This window comes from Saccharopolyspora sp. NPDC045941 (genome assembly GCF_056431445.1).
Genome location: NZ_JBWKKU010000026.1, coordinates 35,163 through 51,813 on the forward strand (window position 1 = coordinate 35,163; position 16,651 = coordinate 51,813).

15 protein-coding genes are annotated in these 16,651 nt (G+C 71.3%); all 15 read left to right on the forward strand.

What is annotated here, in order from left to right:
* The first annotated feature begins 29 nt into the window (after window positions 1–29).
* The 15 genes from AC07FN_RS21840 (at window position 30) to AC07FN_RS21910 (ending at window position 16,229) form a co-directional block, all read left to right on the forward strand.
* Window positions 30–1,172 carry a beta-ketoacyl-[acyl-carrier-protein] synthase family protein gene (locus AC07FN_RS21840; protein WP_478397244.1) on the forward strand — a complete coding sequence of 381 codons (1,143 nt, stop codon included), beginning with the start codon at window positions 30–32 and terminating at the stop codon, window positions 1,170–1,172.
* Window positions 1,172–2,116, forward strand: coding sequence for a beta-ketoacyl synthase N-terminal-like domain-containing protein (locus AC07FN_RS21845; RefSeq protein WP_478397245.1), 945 nt, complete (start codon window positions 1,172–1,174; stop codon window positions 2,114–2,116). Before AC07FN_RS21840 ends, AC07FN_RS21845 begins: the two co-directional genes overlap by 1 nt.
* Window positions 2,113–2,961, forward strand: coding sequence for an alpha/beta fold hydrolase (locus AC07FN_RS21850; protein WP_478397246.1), 849 nt, complete (start codon window positions 2,113–2,115; stop codon window positions 2,959–2,961). The genes AC07FN_RS21845 and AC07FN_RS21850 overlap by 4 nt, the downstream gene beginning before the upstream one ends.
* Window positions 2,962–3,221: 260 nt before the next feature.
* Window positions 3,222–4,226, forward strand: a complete 1,005-nt coding sequence (locus AC07FN_RS21855) for an acyl-CoA thioesterase family protein (protein ID WP_478397247.1) — start codon at window positions 3,222–3,224, stop codon at window positions 4,224–4,226.
* A gap of 30 nt (window positions 4,227–4,256) precedes the next feature.
* Complete coding sequence (locus AC07FN_RS21860; protein WP_478397248.1) at window positions 4,257–4,583, forward strand: hypothetical protein; 327 nt, start codon at window positions 4,257–4,259, stop codon at window positions 4,581–4,583.
* A 1-nt stretch (window position 4,584) separates the two neighbouring features.
* Complete coding sequence (locus AC07FN_RS21865; RefSeq protein WP_478397249.1) at window positions 4,585–4,992, forward strand: hypothetical protein; 408 nt, start codon at window positions 4,585–4,587, stop codon at window positions 4,990–4,992.
* Window positions 4,993–4,994: 2 nt separating this feature from the next.
* Entirely contained in the window at window positions 4,995–5,387 is a 393-nt protein-coding gene (locus AC07FN_RS21870) for a hypothetical protein (RefSeq protein ID WP_478397250.1), read from the forward strand.
* 264 nt (window positions 5,388–5,651) lie between these two features.
* A complete protein-coding gene (locus AC07FN_RS21875; RefSeq protein WP_478397251.1) occupies window positions 5,652–6,773 on the forward strand; it encodes a beta-ketoacyl synthase N-terminal-like domain-containing protein in 1,122 nt (373 codons plus the stop codon).
* A 127-nt stretch (window positions 6,774–6,900) separates the two neighbouring features.
* Window positions 6,901–7,161, forward strand: coding sequence for an acyl carrier protein (locus tag AC07FN_RS21880; protein ID WP_478397252.1), 261 nt, complete (start codon window positions 6,901–6,903; stop codon window positions 7,159–7,161).
* Complete coding sequence (locus tag AC07FN_RS21885) at window positions 7,161–8,042, forward strand: 3-hydroxyacyl-ACP dehydratase FabZ family protein (protein ID WP_478397253.1); 882 nt, start codon at window positions 7,161–7,163, stop codon at window positions 8,040–8,042. The genes AC07FN_RS21880 and AC07FN_RS21885 overlap by 1 nt, the downstream gene beginning before the upstream one ends.
* Complete coding sequence (fabG, locus tag AC07FN_RS21890) at window positions 8,039–8,779, forward strand: 3-oxoacyl-[acyl-carrier-protein] reductase (protein ID WP_478397254.1); 741 nt, start codon at window positions 8,039–8,041, stop codon at window positions 8,777–8,779. Before AC07FN_RS21885 ends, fabG begins: the two co-directional genes overlap by 4 nt.
* A gap of 26 nt (window positions 8,780–8,805) precedes the next feature.
* On the forward strand, window positions 8,806–9,507 hold the full coding sequence (locus AC07FN_RS21895; RefSeq protein ID WP_478397255.1) for a DsbA family protein: 702 nt from the start codon (window positions 8,806–8,808) through the stop codon (window positions 9,505–9,507).
* A 30-nt stretch (window positions 9,508–9,537) separates the two neighbouring features.
* Window positions 9,538–11,097, forward strand: a complete 1,560-nt coding sequence (locus AC07FN_RS21900) for an acyl-CoA synthetase (RefSeq protein WP_478397256.1) — start codon at window positions 9,538–9,540, stop codon at window positions 11,095–11,097.
* 27 nt (window positions 11,098–11,124) lie between these two features.
* Window positions 11,125–14,634 carry a MupA/Atu3671 family FMN-dependent luciferase-like monooxygenase gene (locus AC07FN_RS21905; RefSeq protein WP_478397257.1) on the forward strand — a complete coding sequence of 1,170 codons (3,510 nt, stop codon included), beginning with the start codon at window positions 11,125–11,127 and terminating at the stop codon, window positions 14,632–14,634.
* Window positions 14,631–16,229, forward strand: a complete 1,599-nt coding sequence (locus AC07FN_RS21910; protein WP_478397258.1) for a thioester reductase domain-containing protein — start codon at window positions 14,631–14,633, stop codon at window positions 16,227–16,229. The genes AC07FN_RS21905 and AC07FN_RS21910 overlap by 4 nt, the downstream gene beginning before the upstream one ends.
* Window positions 16,230–16,651 lie beyond the last annotated feature (422 nt).

Here is a 16,651-nt window from a genome sequence, read left to right on the forward strand (position 1 = left end):
AGGCTTTGCGCGCACAAGAGGCGTTCCCGATGAGCTGTCTGATCACCGGCACCGGAGCGGTGGCGAGCGTCGGGAACACCGCGGACGAGGTCTTCGACGCGCTCTGCGCGGGCCGCAGCGGGCTGGCGCCGCTGCGCGGCTTCGACAGCGACAAGTTCCGCGCCAAGAACGCCTACGAGATCGATGACCGCCCGGCATCGGGAGGTGACGTGCCGTCGCGCGCCACGGACTGGCTGCTGCGAGCGGTTGCCGAGGCGTTGCGGGACGCCGGTCTCGGCGAAGACCTCTCCGACGTTCCCGTGCTCGTAGGAACCGGGCTGCGCGAACTGCGGTCCGTCGAGCTGAAGTGGCGCGACGGCGCCGAGTTCGACCTCGATCGGTTGCACTTCGGCACGGCGCTGCGGGAACGCTTCGGAGCCGCCCGGACCTACACGCTCTCCAACGCCTGCTCGGCTTCCCTGCACACGTTGGCGATGGGCAGCGACATGATCGCCACCGGGCTCGCCGACACCGTCGTCGTCGCCGGCGTGGACACCGTCACGGAAAGCATGTTCGGGCTGCTCGACCGGGTCCAGCTCGATCCACCGGACCGCGTGCGGCCGTTCGACCGGGCCCGCAAGGGCACGCTCATGGGCGACGGGGCCGCGGCCGTGGTGCTGCGCCGGGACGATCCCGCGGCACTGGCCGGGGCCGGCGGCCGGCTGCGCGCCGTGAGCATGAACTGCGACGCGGGTCACGCGACCGCGCCCGACGCGCACAGCATCGCCGGTGCCATTCGCGCCGCGCACGAGCTGGCCGGTGTCAAAGCGCGTGACATCGACCTGATCCTGTTGCACGGCACGGGAACCCCGCTCAACGACGAGGCGGAGGCGACCGCGCTCAGCGAGGTCTTCGGTGCCGACGTCGAGCTACCGCTGCTGACGGCGCTGAAGTCGATGACCGGCCACACCTCGGGCGGATCGGGGCTGCTGAGCCTGATCGTCGCCGTGCTGGCGCTGGCATCCGGCCGGATCCCGCCCGCCACCGGCCTCACCGACCCGACGGCCGATGCCGAGCGCTTCCGGTTCGTCCGCGACCGTCGCCGGTACCCGGACCTCGGGCTGGCCCAGGTCAACGCCTTCGGCTTCGGCGGTGTCAACGCGGTCGCCGTCGTGGAAGGGATGGACGGCTGATGCGGATCGTCGTGACGGGTGTCGGCCTGGCACTGCCCGGCGCTGAAGACCTCGCGGCGCTGCTGCGCACCGACGGGCAGCGCGGCGAGCCGGTCGACCCCGGGGCCCGGATCGGGCGCCGCGGCCTGCGCTACAAGGATCGAGCCTCGCAGCTCGCCCTGTGTGCGGCGGCGGAGGTGCTGACCGACGCCGGTTTGCGCGCGGCGGACGGCGAGTTGACCGTCGCCGGTGAATCGGTCGCCGTCGTGGCGAGCTCGAACCTCGGCAACCTGGACACCGTCTGCGAGATCGCGTCGGCCATCGCCGAGGAGTCCACTGATCGCATCAGCCCGATGGCCCTGCCCAACGCTTCGAGCAACGTCGTCGCGTCGTCGGTCGCCATGAAATTCGGCCTGCGCGGCCCGAACCTGATGCTCTGCAACGGTCCGACCGCCGGCCTGGACGCCGTGCACTGGGGTGCGGCGCTGGTCGCCGCCGGCCGGTGCGAGCGCGCTCTCGTCGTCGGGGTGGAGACGCGCAACCACGTGGTCGAGGCCCTGACCGGCGAGGTCGACCTGCTGGACGGCGCGGTCGCGCTGGTGGTGGAGAGCGACGAGGCGGCGCGGGCGCGCGGTGCGCGGGCGGTCGCCGAACTCGGGCAGTACACCCGGGAAGGCAGCGTCGCCGCGTGCGTCGACCGGGTGCTCGCCGGCGGCGGGTCGCCCGGCATCTGGTTCACCCCGGACGCCGCGGAACGGCCGGAGGTCACGCCGGGAACACCGCGCCACGACGTCACGGGTGCCTTCGGGCTCGCTTCCGGCGCGCTCGGTGTGCTGCAGTGCGCTGCCGCGATCGGCTGGCTCGGCACCGGTGGTGCCGGTTCCGCGCTGGTCACCGCGGGCGACGACGCGGCCGACGGGGTCGCCGGAATGGTGTTGTGGCAAGCGGGGAAAGGGGAGCGATGAGTGCTGACACGTCGGCTTCGCCGAGCCAGGTAGCCCTTCTCGGCGGCCAAGAACCGGTCGCGGTGCGGTGCGCTAGGAAGGCGGAGGTGCCCGACGACCCGATTCGCGTCCTCCTGGTGCACGGGCTGTGCAGCAACGCCGCGATCTGGGACGCGTTCGTCGCGCTGGCCGACCCCAGGTGCGAGCTCTGGGTCGCCGAACTTCCCTGGCGCGGCACGGGAATCGCCGGATGGACATCGCAGCCGGTCGAGGAGTGGATCGGCCAGGCGGTCGCCCAGATGCCGGGTGGTCCGGACGTGATCGTCGCGCATTCCTTCGGGACCAACGCCGTGCTCAGTTGGCTCGACCGGCAGGACACCGGGCCCAGCGGCCGGATCGCGGTCGGGAGTCGGGAACTGCGCGGCGTCGTCCTCGTCTCGCCGCTCTACCGCGCCGAACCGGAGGACTTCGACTGGGATTCGATCGGCTACTACCTGCACAACTTCGACCAGATCCTGGCCGCGGGCATGCGCGTGCGGCCGGGCAGCAGGCGCCTCTCGCCCGAGCAGCGGCTGGCCATCGCGGTGAAGGTGCGCGACCTCATCGGGCCCTACGGCTGGATCCGGTTCCTCGACACCTACCTGCGGATGCCGGAGGTGCGCACCGAACGGCTGCTGATGCCGTTCCTCGTCATCGGCGGCGAGTCGGATTCCATCGCGTTCCCCGCCGACTCGGAAGCCCTGGGCAAGGCGCTGCCGGACGCTTCGGTGCACATCCTCCCGGGCAGCGAGCACTTCCCGATGGTCGCGTCGGCGGAGTCGTTCGCCGACCTGGCAAACACGTTCCTCCGCACCCTGTCGGCCTGATGGTCTGTCGGCGGATGCCGTCCGCGCTTTTGGAAGCGGCGCAGCCGCTTGCATCCACCTTGCCAAGACGACCATCGGCGGGTTCTGAGAGGTTTCCTGGCGAGGACGGCCCCTCCGCCGCGTATTGGACATACATAAGGAGGGGCACCCACAGTCCAGGGAAGCTCTCAGGTTCCGCTAAGCGACCACCCACCCCAGACCAGCCACCAACAGGCTCTGATCACCGCCAGGAGCCCGTCACCCAGCATGGAGCGCAACCGATGACCGCCGACACCGAGCCGGTACTGACGAAGTCCTTGTTCGCCAACACCACCCACGTGGCGCTGCGGCCCCGCTACGAGGGCTCCAACATCTGCACGTGGATCGGCTTCAAGCACGTCAACTACCTCGTCGAGGAGGCCGTGCTGGAGCACTTCCGCAGCGCGGGCCTGGGCGCCCGAGGCCTGTTCGAGGCTTACGGCCTGGGGCTGGACATCGTCGACCTGGACACCCGCATCCTGCACGCGCTGCACATGGACGACCTCGCCGATGCGGAGGTCGTCTCGGTCACGAAGCCGGGCGATCCGGTGCTCGGCTTCCGCGTCACGCTGAGCCTGGAGCGCGCCGGGCAACCGACCAAGGCGGTGGTCGCCAAGGTCAAGGTTTCGCTGCGCCCCACCGACTACCTGCCCGCCGCAGGTGAACCACCCGCGGAACTGGCCGGTTTCGTGGTGTCGAAGCTCGGCGCGCACCTGCCCGCCGCGCGCCCCACCGCGACCGTCGAGCCCGCCGACAACACCGCGCTCCAGCAGGGGCGCGGGACCACCGGCGGCGACCCGGTGCTGGAGCGGCTCACCGCCGGGGAGAACGCCTTCGGCTGGAAGTGGCGCATCCCCTACCCGTACTGCCACTTCACCGAGCGGCTGCAGATGTCGGGCTACCTGCGGCAGATGGAGGAGGTCGTCGACCTGTTCCTCGCCGACCGCGGCATCTCCATCCGCGAGCTGCTGGCCGACCGGCGGTGGATCCCGGTCGTCCCGCACTCGAACATCCAGATCCTGGACGAGGCCCTGATGGAGGAGGACCTCTACACCATCTACACCGTCGAGGGCATCTTCAAGGACTTCACCTACACCTCGCGGATGGACTGCTACGTCGTCCGCGACGGCCGGCTCGTGCAGACCGCCACCGGGCGGATCACCCACGGCTACGCCCTGATCGAGAGCCGCAGCGACTGGCGGCTGGTCAACTTCGACGAGCGCGTGGTGCGAGCACTGGGCGGCTGACCGGCCCACACGGCGCGGGAACGGAGACCCATGCACGAGTACTTGCTGATCGAGAGCGGCGGCCCCCGAGCGGGCGCCGGGTGCGACCGGTTCGTCGGCGACGCGGTCCGGTTGCTCGATGGCGGCGACGCGGTGTCGCTCCTGCTCATCGAGAACGCCGCGCCGGCCGCGGTGCGGGATGCGTTCCCGAGCATCGACGGATTCCTGCGCAACGGCGGCGAACTCTGGGTGGATTCGTTCTCCCTGCGGCAGCGGGCCGTGCGAGCCGAAGATCTGGTCCCCGGCGCCCGGGTCGTGGAAATGGCCGACGTCGCCGAGAAACTGCTGGAGACGGGACTGCGGGCGGTGTGGCACTGAGATGGTGTTCGAGGTTCCGCACACTGACGTGCTGCTGAAGGTACTCGGCGCGCCGTACCAGACCGAGCTGGTGACCAGCGTGTTCCGGTTGGCGGATGCGCTGCTCGACCGCGGCGCATCCGTGCAGGTCTGGACGTGCGGCGACGCCACCGGCCTGACCCGGGTCAGCCTCGGCGACAGCAAACCGATCAACTTCGCCGATCGGCACGCCGACCACCCGTCGACGGCGCGGCTCGTGCGCGAGCTGCTGAGCGCGCACCCGGATCGGCTCGACTGGTACGTCTGCCGCTTCTGCTGCGCGGACCGCGGCGCGGCCGAGCAGATCCCGGAGGTGCGCAAGCGCCCGCCGGCCAGGTTCTGGGAGCACGTGCAGGCGACCGACAAGGTCCTGGCGATGGGGGTGTGCTGAGCGTGGCGAGCAGAAGCACCCTGATGATCATCGAGCGTGCCTACCGGGGATCGGTCGAAACGCAGTTCGCCGACGTCCTCTACTTCGTCCGCGAGCTGCACCGCCAGAGCGGCGGCGTCGACATCGAGCTGCGCGGGCCGGCGGCGGGGTTTGCGGTGGACACCGAGTTCGAACCCGCCATCCGCATCGCCGGCCGGGTGCTCGACTCGCTGCCCGACCCCCGCCACTCGCTGCGGCAGCTGCTCGACGACGGCGTCGGGGTCCGGGTCGAGGAGCCGGACCTGGCGGCCCTCGGCCCCAGCGCGCGGGACCGCCTGGTTCCCGGCGTGCACGTCGTTCCCGCGCACGAGCCGGCCTCGCGCTGGCCCGACTACGAACGGGTCTGGTTCTTCTGATGGTCTGTCGGCGGATGCCGTCCGCGCTTTTGGAAGCGGCGCAGCCGCTTGCATCCACCTTGCCAAGACGACCACCGGCGGGTTCTGAGAGGTTTCCTGGCGAGGACGGCCTCTCCGCCGCGTATTGGACATACATCAGGAGGGGCACCCACAGTCCAGGGAAGCTCTCAGGTTCCGCTAAGCGACCACCCACCCCAGACCATCCACCAACGGGCACTGAGCCCGACCGCCCCGATCCGCCCGTCACAGCCGGAGGAAACACGAATGGCCCCCACCGCCGCCGTCGGCAACCCGGTCATCTCCGCGTGGTCCACCATTTCCCCCTTCGGGTTGAGCAGCGCCGATTTCGCCGCAGGGCTGCGCTCGGGACGCAAGCCCGCGGGCCGCCTCGACCGCGGCGAGTGGCGAGTGCCGTTCGAGGAGGCGCACCTGGTGCCCGGCTTCGACATCAGGTCGGTGCTGGGCAGGCGCGGCACCCGCTCGATGGACCGGGCGAGCGGGCTGGCCGTCGCCGCGGTCGGCCGGCTGCTGGACGGCGCCGGCGGCGAGCGGCTGCCGGGCGTTGGCGAGGACACCGGGCTGGCGCTGGGGACCAGCACCGGGAGCGCCCAGAGCATGATGGACTTCACCCGGGACTCGCTGGTCGGCGAGCGGCCCTACCTGGTCGACCCGGCGCGCTTCCCGAACACGGTGATGAACTGCGCCGCCGGTCAGTCCGCCATCTGGCACCGCCTCAAAGGACCCAACACCACCATCGCCGGCGGGCGGGCCACCGGGCTGCTGGCCCTCCAGTACGCGCTGCGGCTGCAGCGGGCCGGCCGGGCGGAGACCTTGCTGTGCGGGGCGGTCGAAGAGTTCTCGACCGCGCGCGCTTGGCTCGAATGGCACGCCACCGATCGCCGGGACAACGTGCTGGGCGAGGGCGCCGCGGTGTGGTTGCTGGAGCGCGCCGGCGCAGCCCGGGACAACGGCAGGCCGGGCATCGCCGAAGTCATCGGCCTGGAGTTCGGATTCGCCAAGGACGGGCAGGAGATCCGCCCGGTACTCGGGGCGGGCCTGCGCCGCCTGCTGGATCGGTCCGGGGTAGCGCCGGAGGAGATCTGGGCGGTCGCCGACTCGCAGGCACCCGGCGCCGACGGGGAGGAGGAACGCGCGGTCATCGCGGACGTGCTCGGCACCGCCACGCCCCGGCGCGTGCCGTGCGCGGAGTCCATTGGGGACACCTCCGCGGCGTCCGCGGCGTTCCAGATCGCTGCTGTTCTCGCACTTGCGGAGGACGGCGGGGCAGGCGGTGCCCGGACGGTCCTGGTCACCTCGGCGGAATCGAACGGCGTCGTCGGAGCGGCCCTGCTGGAGCTGGTCGACCCCGCCCGATCCGGGCTGTAGGGGACATACGTGAATCGGGGAGCCCGCAGACCGGACGGCGTCCGTAACTCCCGCAGGGGGCCGCTCCCCGCACCGCTACGCAGGACGAGTTCGGAAGCGCAGTACCGCCAGGAAAGGGATGCACACGATGACCGACACCGACGCGACGCCCATCGACCTGGAGGACCTGCGGCGCATCGTCGCAGAGGTGCTCGACGTCGAGGTGTCCGACGTGACCGACGACGCCCGGTTCGTGGAGGACCTCGGCGGCGATTCGCTGCTGGCGTTGGAGGTCATCGTCGTGCTGGAGAAGAAGTACGGGGTGAAGTTCACCGAGTCCGAGGTGCAGGGCCTGACGTCCCTGCCGAAGACCCACGACCTGCTCGCGGCCAAGTTGGGGGGCGCCTGATGCGCGCGGCGTGCAGCCCGATCGCGGGCGCGATCGAGGTCGCGGGCCAGGAGCTCGCGATGGTCATCGAGCCCGGCGAACCCGTTTTCGCCGGCCACTACCCGGGATTCCCGATCTTCCCCGGGGTGAGCATCGTCGAGTTCGTCCACCGCGGTGCGCTGGCCGCCATCCCGGAACCCCAGCAGCGGTGGGAACTCTCGGGCATCGACAAGGTCCGGTTCACCAGCCCCGTCTTCCCGGGCGACTCGCTGACCGCGGACCTCGGGTGGCGGCGGCGCGGTGCCGGCTGGGCCTGCACCGCCTCGGTCGCCACCGAGCGCGGGACCGCCGCGCAGGTCCGGATCAGCTTCGCGGAGGCGGGCGCGGCGACCGCGGAGAGCGGCGGAATCGCCGGGATCAAGCGGATCCTGCCGCACCGGCACCCGATGCTGCTCGTCGACCGGGTCGTCGATCTCGTCCCCGGCGAGCGGCTCACCGCGCTGAAGGCGGTCACCTGCAACGAGCCGTGGTACCGGGAGCTCGCGGACGACGCCGACGACGAGGACTACGACTACCCGGGCGTGCTGCTGCTCGAATCCTGGTGCCAGGCGGCGGGATTGCTCATCGCGGGGCCGAAACCGAACCCCGACGTGCGTACCGGCACGGTGATGCTCTTCGGCGGGGTCGCCGGCGTGCGCCGCACCGGGCGGGTCCGCCCCGGCGACGTCGTGGAGCACCGGGTCCGCTTGGCGCGGACGTTCACCGACACGGCGATCTTCGAAGGGGAGAGCGCGGTCGGCGGCGAGGTCGTGATGGAGATCGACCAGGTGGTGATGGCGCTGCGACCGGCATCCGAACTGACCGGCGCGGCGGCGGCCGGAGCGGAGGGGACGGGCGGATGACGGAGTCGGACAGGCGGGTCGCCCTGGTCACGGGCGGATCGCGGGGGATCGGCAGGGCGACCGTGCTGCGGTTGGCGCGGGACGGGTTCGACGTGGCGCTCTGCTACGCGTCGAACCCCGAAGCGGCCGCGCTGCTAGAGAAGGAAGCGGGCGACCTGGGGGCGCGGGTGGTCGCCAAGCAGGCGGACGTGTCGCGGGCGGACGAGGTGCGTGCGCTGGTCGCCGACGCCCAGGAAGAACTCGGGCCCATCGACGTCGCGGTGACCTCGGCGGGCATCGTCCGGGACAACCCGCTGCTGCTGATGAAGGACGAGGACTGGCACCAGGTCCTGGACACCAACCTCGACGGCACCTACCACGTCTGCCGCGCCGTCGTCTTCGAGATGATGAAGCGCAAGCGCGGTTGCATCGTCAACATCTCGTCGGTGGCCGGGGTCCACGGCAACGCCACGCAGACCAACTACTCGGCGTCCAAGGCCGGGATCATCGGCTTCACCAAGGCGCTCGCCAAGGAGGTCGGGAAGTACGGCATCCGCGCGAACGTGGTCGCGCCGGGCTTCATCGAGACCGACATGACCGCCGGGCTGTCCGAGAGCACCCGCGCGGCCGCGGCGGCGAACATCGCGCTGGGGCGGTTCGGCCGACCGGAAGAGGTGGCCGACATGGTCGGTTACCTGGTGTCCGCCGAGTACGTGACCGGCAGCGTGCTGCAGATCGATGGCGGCATCGTCATCTGAGCCGGCCGAGGAGCGGAGAACCCGTCATGCGCAGGAAGAACAGCGTCCCCAGGTGGTACTTCTCGTTGCGCAGCCCGTACTCCTGGCTCGCCTACCGAGACCTGGTGGACCGGCACCCCGAGGTGGCGGCAGCGGTCGAGTGGCGACCGTTCTGGGAACCGGACGCCCGCAGCGAGCGGATGCTGGCCGATGCGGGCGGCAGCTTCCCGTACGTGGCGATGTCCCGCGCCAAGAGCCTCTACATCCTCCAGGACGTGCGCCGGCTCACCCAGGAGCGCGGTCTCGAACCGACCTGGCCGGTCGACCGCGACCCGGTGTGGGAAGTGCCGCACCTGGCGTACTTCGTCGCGCTGGACGGGGGACTGGGGCGCGAGTTCGTTGACCGCGCCTACCGCGCCCGCTGGCAGGAAGGGCGTGACATCTGCGACCGCGCCACCATGGCGGAGCTCGCCGCCGAACTCGGGCTGCCGCCGGACCGCGTCGCGAACGCGGTCGACGACGAGGAACTGCGTCGGCGGGGGACCGCGGCACTGCTCGACATCGATGAGGACGGCGTGTTCGGGGTCCCGTTCTTCGTGGACCGCTTCAACAAGTTCTGGGGCGTGGACCGGCTGCCGGCCTTCGTCCGGTCGGTGGCCGGCACGGCCGCCGCGCCGGTGCCCGTCGCGGCCGCGGAGCTGGACCCGGGCCTCGGCGGTGACCAGGGGCATGCCGGTGGCTGCGGCTGAACGACCATTCCGCGCGACCTGGAGGGCGAGATGAGGGAAGGCAACATCAGTTCGGCCGCGGCCGTGCACCGGTGGGCTCGGGTTGCCGGCAGCACCACGGCGATCGTCTACGAGGGCACCGAGATCAGCTACGCGCAGCTGTCCGCCCGGGTGCGGCGGTTGGCGGCGGTGCTCTCCGATGGCGGGCTCCGCCGCGGTGACCGGGTCGCCTACCTCGGTCGGAACAGCGCGCTGCTGCTGGAGACCGCGCTTGCCGCGGCGCACCTCGGCGTGATCTTCCTGCCGCTGAGCTTCCGGCTGTCCAGCGACGAAGTGGCTTTCCTGCTCGGCGATTCCGGTGCGCACACGCTCGTCGTCGAGGACGAGCAGCGGGCGTTGGTCGACGGCATCGCCGACTCGGTCCCGGTGCGCCGCTTCCTGCTCGACTCGGCGGCCGACCCCGTTCACCCGCGCTGGGAGAGCTTGTCGGCGGCGGCTTCGCCGGACCGGGACGACGAACCGGTGCACGTCCGGGAGGCGGACGTCGCCCTGCTCATGTACACGTCCGGGACCACCGGGCGGCCCAAGGGCGCGCTGCTGACCCACGGGAACCTGTGGTGGAACCAGGTCAACACGGCGACCGCGATCGAAACCCGGTTCCGCGACCCGGCCCTGGTCATCGCGCCCATGTTCCACATCGCCGGGCTCAGCGGCTTCACCATGGGTACCCTCGCGCACGGCGGCACCTTGGTGGTCCGGCGCGCGTTCAACGCCGAGCAGTGCCTGGAAGACCTGGTGACACACCGGGTGGCCAACCTGATCGCGGTGCCGACGATGTTCGACGCCATCGCCCGGACCCCTGGTTTCGAGCGGGCCGACCTGTCGGCGTTGCGCGCCGCGATCGTCGGTGGCGCGCCGGTCCCGGACCAGCTCGTCCGCGACTACTCGGCGCGGGGGGTGAAGCTGCAGCAGGCGTGGGGCCTGACCGAGACCGCGCCGCTGGCGACCTACCTGCCTCCGCAGTTGGTGGACGGCAACCCTGGATCGGCGGGTTTCCCCATGCCGCACACCGAGATCAGGCTGATCGATCCGACCACCGGGGCCGTGGTGACCGAACCGGGCGAGGCCGGCGAGATCTGCGTCCGCGGGCCGAACGTGATCTCCGGGTACTGGAACGACCCGGACGCGACTCGCAAGGCGGTGGACGACGCCGGCTGGTTCCGCTCCGGCGACATCGGACACTGGGACGAGCAGGGCCACCTCTACGTCGTCGACCGGCTCAAGGACGTGATCATCAGCGGTGGGGAGAACATCTATCCCGCCGAGATCGAGCGGCTGATGGCCGAGTTCCCGGGCGTCCGCGAGGTGGCCGTGGTGGGCGTGCCGCACCCGAAGTGGGACGAGACTCCCGTCGTGGTCGTGTGCCAGGACGGCGCGGCCACCCTGGAGGAGATCCGCGCGTTCCTCGGGGAGCGGCTGGCGCGGTTCAAGCTCCCCACCGCGGTGCACCACTGCGACGTCCTGCCGCGCAACGGCACCGGGAAGGTCGACAAGGCGGGGTTGCGGGCGCGGCTGGCCGGCGAGCTCGAACTGGTCGCCGCAGACCGATGATGCGAGCCAGGCCGGGAGGGGTGCGACGTGGTCGGCGTTCGTGATGGCACCGAGACCGCGGTTTCAATTGAAACTGCGGCCACGATCCACGGCGTCATCGAGGAACAGGCGCGGCGGAACCCGGCTGCGGTGGCGATCGCGCACCGCTGGTCCGAGCTGAGCTACGCGGCGCTCGACGCCAGGGCGAACCAGCTCGCGCACCACCTGCGCGCGCTGGGCACGGGGCCGGGTTGCCTGGTCGGCGTGGGCCTGCGCCGCGGGCCGGACCTGGTCGTGGCGCTGTTGGCCGTGCTCAAGGCCGGTGGCTCGTTCGTGGCCCTAGACCCCGCCGAACCGGCGAAGCGGCTGGCGCTCATCTCGTCCGATGCCGACCTGCACTGCCTGATCACCAGCGGCGCCGGCCCATCGGGGCTTCCCGCCCGCCACCTCGTGCGCATCGACGCGGACGCCGCGGAGATCGCCCAGCGGCCCACCGCGCCACCGAAGTCCGTTGTGGACGGTGAGTGCCCGGCGTACGTCACGTACACATCGGGACCGCACGGCCGGCCGCTGGGAATCGTGGTCCGGCACCGCAACGCGCTCGGCCGCTTCGCCGGGATGCGCGACCGTATCGGTTGCGCGGAATCGGACGTCGTCCTCGCGTTGACCAGCATCTCCTTCGACGCCGGGGTGCTGGACGTGCTGTGGCCGCTGACCTGCGGCGCGAAGGTCGTCATCGCCGGGGACCGGCTGATCGAGAACCCGGCTCCCGCCGCCGAGCACCCGCTCGGCTTCAGCCTGTTCTTCTTCGCCGCCGCCACGGCCGACGAGCAGCGGCGCGACGGGTACCGCCTGGTGCTGGAGGCCGCGAAGTTCGGCGACGCCCACGGGTTCGAGGCCGTGTGGACCCCCGAACGGCACTTCCACTCCTTCGGCGGCCTGTACCCGAACCCGGCGGTCATGGCCGCGGCGCTGGCGACGGTGACCGAGCGGATCGGACTGCGGTGCGGCAGCGTGGTCGCGCCGCTGCACGACACGGTCCGCATCGCCGAGGAGTGGTCCTTGGTGGACAACCTCTCCGACGGCCGGGTCGGCCTCGCGTTCGCATCCGGCTGGAACACCAACGACTTCGTGTTCTTCCCGGACCACTTCCCGCGCCGCAAGCAGCGGATGGCCGAGCAGCTGGACGAGTTCCGGCGGCTGTGGCGCGGGGAGGCGGTCCGGCGGCGGGGCGGCGACGGCGCGGAGGTCGATGTGCGGGTCTTCCCGTCGCCGGTGCAGGACGAGCCGCCGATCTGGCTCACCTCGGCGGGCTCGGTGGAGACCTTCGAGCGCGCTGGGGCGGCCGGGGTGAACGTGCTCACCCACCTGCTCGGGCTGGACCTCGACGAGCTGGCGGGGAAGATCGCGGCGTACCGCAACGCCAGGGCCGAGCACGGGTTCGCCGGGCCGGGCCGGGTGTCGGTCATGGTGCACACCTTCCTGCTCGACGACGCGGAGCGGGCGAAGGCGCTGGCGAGGGGCCCGTTCCGGGAGTACCTGCGCAGCTCCGCGGAGCTCAGCCGGGTGCTGTTCGGCGCCGGGACCGCCGTCACCGACGAGGACCTCGAATCGGTGCTGGACCTGGCGCTCGACAGGTACCTGGAGCGGTCCGGCCTGTTCGGTTCGCCGGCGGAGGGCGGCGAAGTGGTGCGCAGGTTGGCGGCTGCGGGTGCGGACGAGATCGCGTGCCTGATCGACTTCGGGGTCGCCGTCGACGAGGTGATCGCGGGCCTGCCCACGCTGAACCAGCTGAAAGAACTGCACGAGGAGGAGGTGGCCGACGCCGCGCACTCGTTCGCGCAGCTCGTCCGGCGGCACAACATCACCTTGCTGCAGTGCACGCCGTCCTTCCTGGCCGCGCAGCGGGCCGGTTTGGAGTCGTTGAAGGGCGCCCGCGCGGTTCTCGTCGGCGGGGAGGCGATCCCAGCGGATCTGGCGCGACGCCTGTCGGCTGCTCTGCCGGGGGTGCGGCTGTTCGCCGCATACGGCTCACCGGAGACGACCTCCTGGGCCGCGGTCCACGAGATCGGCCCGGACGCGGCGGTGCCCATCGGCCGAGCGCTGCCGGGCACCGAGGTGCTGGTGGTGGACGAGGACCTGCGGGAGGTGCCGGTCGGAGCGGTCGGTGAGCTCCTGATCGGCGGGGCCGGGATCGCCGCGGGTTACCTCGCACAGCCCGGGCTCACCGCGCAGCGGTTCGTCGCGAGCGGATCCGGCGCCGCCTACCGGACCGGGGACCGCGTGCGCCGGGAAGCGGACGGAACCCTGACGCTCCAGGCGCGCGATGACCGCCGGGTGACCGTCCTCGGGCACCGAGTCGAACTCGCCGAGGTGGAGAACGTGCTTTCCCAGCACGCCCAGGTCGAATCCGTCGAGGTGACCGCGAGCACCGGTCGGTCCGGTGGCGCGCAGCTGGTCGCGCGGGTCGCCCCGGTGGCCGAGCCTGCCGACCACGTCGCCGAAGAGGCCCACGTGCGCCGTTGGTGCCAGGAGTGGGAACGGAGGTATGCCGTTGCCGAGCCGGGAATCGGTGCCGTCGAACCGATTCCGCCCCAGGACATGCGCGCGCGGCTGGACCACACCGCGCGCCGCATCGCGGACCTGGCGCCGCAGTCGGTCGTGGACGTCGGTGCCGGGCCCGGACTGCTGCTGCGCGCGCTGCTCCCGCACATCGCGGAATACCGCGGGATCGAGCCCTCCTCGTCGGCCGTCGGAGCGGCTCGGCAGTCGCTCGGCCCCGAGCCCCCGCGCAACGTCGTCATCGACCACGCCGACGCCACCGCGCTCGCCGGCATGCCGACCGCCAGCGCCGACGTGGTGGTGCTGAACTCCGTCGTCCAGTACTTCCCGAGTACCGGATACCTGGAACGCGTTCTCGCCGAGGCCACCAGGGTCGGTCGGCGCGCGGTCTTCGTCGGCGACGTGCGGGGCTTGGCGGAGCTGGACGCACTCTATGCGGCAGCGGAGCTCAAGCGATGCCAACCGTTGACGTCGGCGGCGGAACTCGCCTCGGCGATCAGGAGAAGCGTCGCGGGCGAGCCGGAGTTGTGCCTCTCGCCCGCGTACTTCAGGAGGTTCGGCCACGCGCGGATCGAGCTCAAGCGCGGGCACGAGGTCAACGAGCCGACCTGCTTCCGCTACGACGTCACCCTGCTGCTCGACGAGCCACCCGGCAGCCCGGTCTCCGATGCGTTGGCCTGGTCGGAACTCCCGGCCGGACTGGACGGCCTCGCCCAGCGGATCGGCACCGGGCCGCTGACCGTCAATGGCATCCCCAATCGCCGGCTGGTGCGCCCGCGGGCGCTGCTCCAACTGCTCGGCGGGATTGCGGACGACACCACGGCCTGGGAGCTGGAGCGGCTGCTGTGGGAGGTCGACGGGTCGTCGGCCGTCGACCCGGAGAGCGTCGTGGAGTTCGGTGAGCGGCACGGCGCGAGAGTCCGGCTGCTGGTCCCGGAACATGGTGGCCTGCACGAGTTCGACGCTGCTTTCGAGCCGGTGGAGGGGCGCGCATGAAAGCCGGGGCAACCGATCCGCTGGCCGTGGCGCGGGCACCCAGGTTCCGCGCGGCACTGCGCGCCTTCGCCCGGGAGAGCCTTCCCGGAGCCATGGTCCCGGGGCGGATCGAGATCGGCGGCCGGTTTCTCGACGGGCTGACCGGAACCACGTACGTCCCGCCGACCGGTCCGGTCGAAGCCCGGCTGGTCGGCATCTGGCAGGACGTGCTCGGCGTGCACCGGGTCGGCGTCGCGGACGATTTCTTCGATCTGGGCGGCACTTCCCTGACCGCCACGGTCTTGTTGGACCGGGTGCGGGACGAGTGCGGCGTCGAAATCGGGCCGCACGAGCTGTACGCAGGGCCCGTCATCGCAGAGCTGGCGCGGTTGGTCGGCGATGAAGCCGTTCTCAGCGACCGATCGCGCGGAATCGACCCCGACGCCCTGGCTGCGGAAGCGCTGCTGCCGGACGACGTCCGGCCAGGTCGGGTCGCCGAGCCGGTCGCGCCCTTCCGGAATGTCGTGCTGACCGGCGCGACCGGGTTCGTGGGCGCGTTCCTGCTCCGCGACGTGCTGGACCGCTCCGATGCCGACGTGCACGTCGTCGTGCGGGCCGGCGACCGGGACGGTGCCGTGAACCGGGTCCGGAAGAACCTGGCCGCGTACGGTCTGTGGCGCAGGGCAGACGCACGACGTCTGGTCGGGATTCCCGCCGACCTCAGCCGCCCCTACCTCGGCCTGGACCGTCCCGCGTACGAGGAACTGGCACGGCGGGCCGATCTGGTGCTGCACAGCGGCGCCGGGACCAGCCCCGTGCTTTCCTACCGGCAGCTCAAGACGACGAATGTGCTGGGAACATTGGAAGTCCTGCGGCTGGCGTGCCGAGGTCGCGTGAAGCCGGTGCACTACGTGTCCTCGCTAGAGGTGTTCCCCGATGCCCTGGGCGCGCAGCCCCTCGGCGAGGTGGAGCCGCCTGATGCGGACGGTGCGATCAGCGGTCGTGCGCAGACCAAGTGGGTGGCGGACCGCCTCGTCGCGCAGGCCGGGCGGCGCGGCCTCCCGGTCGCGATCCACCGCCCCGGGCAGGTCGTCGGGGGCCGAGCGACCGGGGCCTGCCCGCCGGAGCTCTTCTTGTGCGCCTGGTTGAAGGGCTGCATCCAGCTGGGCTCGGCGCCGGACCTGGACCTGTTCGTCGACGCGGTTCCGGTCGACTTCGTGGCTGCGTCCATCGCGCGAATCGCGATGAGCGGAACGGAGTTGGGCCGGGCGCACCACCTGCCGGGTGCTCCACCCGTGCGCTGGGCGGACCTCGTGGACCTGCTGAGCGAATCGGGGTACCGGGTGTCGCGCAAGCCGTACGGGGAATGGCGCAGGGATTTGCGCGTTGCGGTGGAAGCCGGCGCGGAGAATGCGCTGCTCCCGTTCCTGCCGCTATTGGGCGAGGACGGACCGGCGCCGGACCTGCCGCTCCGAAATGTCGGCCACCCATTCGAGGCGGATCGGGCGGGGGGCTCGGAAACGGCTCCTCCGGTGGGCGTCCCGGAACTGATATCGGGTTGCCTGGACTACCTGGTCGCGATCGGGAACCTGGAGCCGCCGATGGCCGCTGGGTGAATTGAGCCTTTTCCGGCCTCGTTTCGGGCGGCGGTGCGGGTGGCGGAACCTCAGATGGCGGTGTTCGAATTGCTGCAATAACGCGGAATTCGGTTGCATCGTCCGCTGCCGGGTGGCATTCGGGCACTCGCGAAATCCCATGCGGGGCATTTGGGTGCCGCATGGTTTCCGCTGTCGCTGAAAGGTGCGCCCCGGGTGATCGCAGCTGTTTGTTTCCGGATGTCGTCGTTCTAGCCTTGCAAGGAGGTTTTTCCAGCCTCGTTTTGCGTGGCGGTGCGGGTGGCGGAACCTCAGAGGCTTCCTGGTCTGTGGGTGCCCCTCCTGATGTATGTCCGATACACGGCGGAGGGGCCGTCCTCGCCAGGAAGCCTCTGAGAACCCGCGGCGGTGCGGGTGTCGTAGGTGGGTTATGCGCCTGCGGC

What these genes read in the sequence shown, in the direction of transcription:
- AC07FN_RS21840 (WP_478397244.1), top strand. Translation starts at nt 30, where the DNA reads ATGAGCTGTCTGATCACCGGCACCGGAGCGGTGGCGAGCGTCGGGAAC.
- AC07FN_RS21845 (WP_478397245.1), top strand. Translation starts at nt 1,172, where the DNA reads ATGCGGATCGTCGTGACGGGTGTCGGCCTGGCACTGCCCGGCGCTGAA.
- AC07FN_RS21850 (WP_478397246.1), top strand. Translation starts at nt 2,113, where the DNA reads ATGAGTGCTGACACGTCGGCTTCGCCGAGCCAGGTAGCCCTTCTCGGC.
- AC07FN_RS21855 (WP_478397247.1), top strand. Translation starts at nt 3,222, where the DNA reads ATGACCGCCGACACCGAGCCGGTACTGACGAAGTCCTTGTTCGCCAAC.
- AC07FN_RS21860 (WP_478397248.1), top strand. Translation starts at nt 4,257, where the DNA reads ATGCACGAGTACTTGCTGATCGAGAGCGGCGGCCCCCGAGCGGGCGCC.
- AC07FN_RS21865 (WP_478397249.1), top strand. Translation starts at nt 4,585, where the DNA reads ATGGTGTTCGAGGTTCCGCACACTGACGTGCTGCTGAAGGTACTCGGC.
- AC07FN_RS21875 (WP_478397251.1), top strand. Translation starts at nt 5,652, where the DNA reads ATGGCCCCCACCGCCGCCGTCGGCAACCCGGTCATCTCCGCGTGGTCC.
- AC07FN_RS21880 (WP_478397252.1), top strand. Translation starts at nt 6,901, where the DNA reads ATGACCGACACCGACGCGACGCCCATCGACCTGGAGGACCTGCGGCGC.
- AC07FN_RS21885 (WP_478397253.1), top strand. Translation starts at nt 7,161, where the DNA reads ATGCGCGCGGCGTGCAGCCCGATCGCGGGCGCGATCGAGGTCGCGGGC.
- fabG (WP_478397254.1), top strand. Translation starts at nt 8,039, where the DNA reads ATGACGGAGTCGGACAGGCGGGTCGCCCTGGTCACGGGCGGATCGCGG.
- AC07FN_RS21895 (WP_478397255.1), top strand. Translation starts at nt 8,806, where the DNA reads ATGCGCAGGAAGAACAGCGTCCCCAGGTGGTACTTCTCGTTGCGCAGC.
- AC07FN_RS21900 (WP_478397256.1), top strand. Translation starts at nt 9,538, where the DNA reads ATGAGGGAAGGCAACATCAGTTCGGCCGCGGCCGTGCACCGGTGGGCT.
- AC07FN_RS21910 (WP_478397258.1), top strand. Translation starts at nt 14,631, where the DNA reads ATGAAAGCCGGGGCAACCGATCCGCTGGCCGTGGCGCGGGCACCCAGG.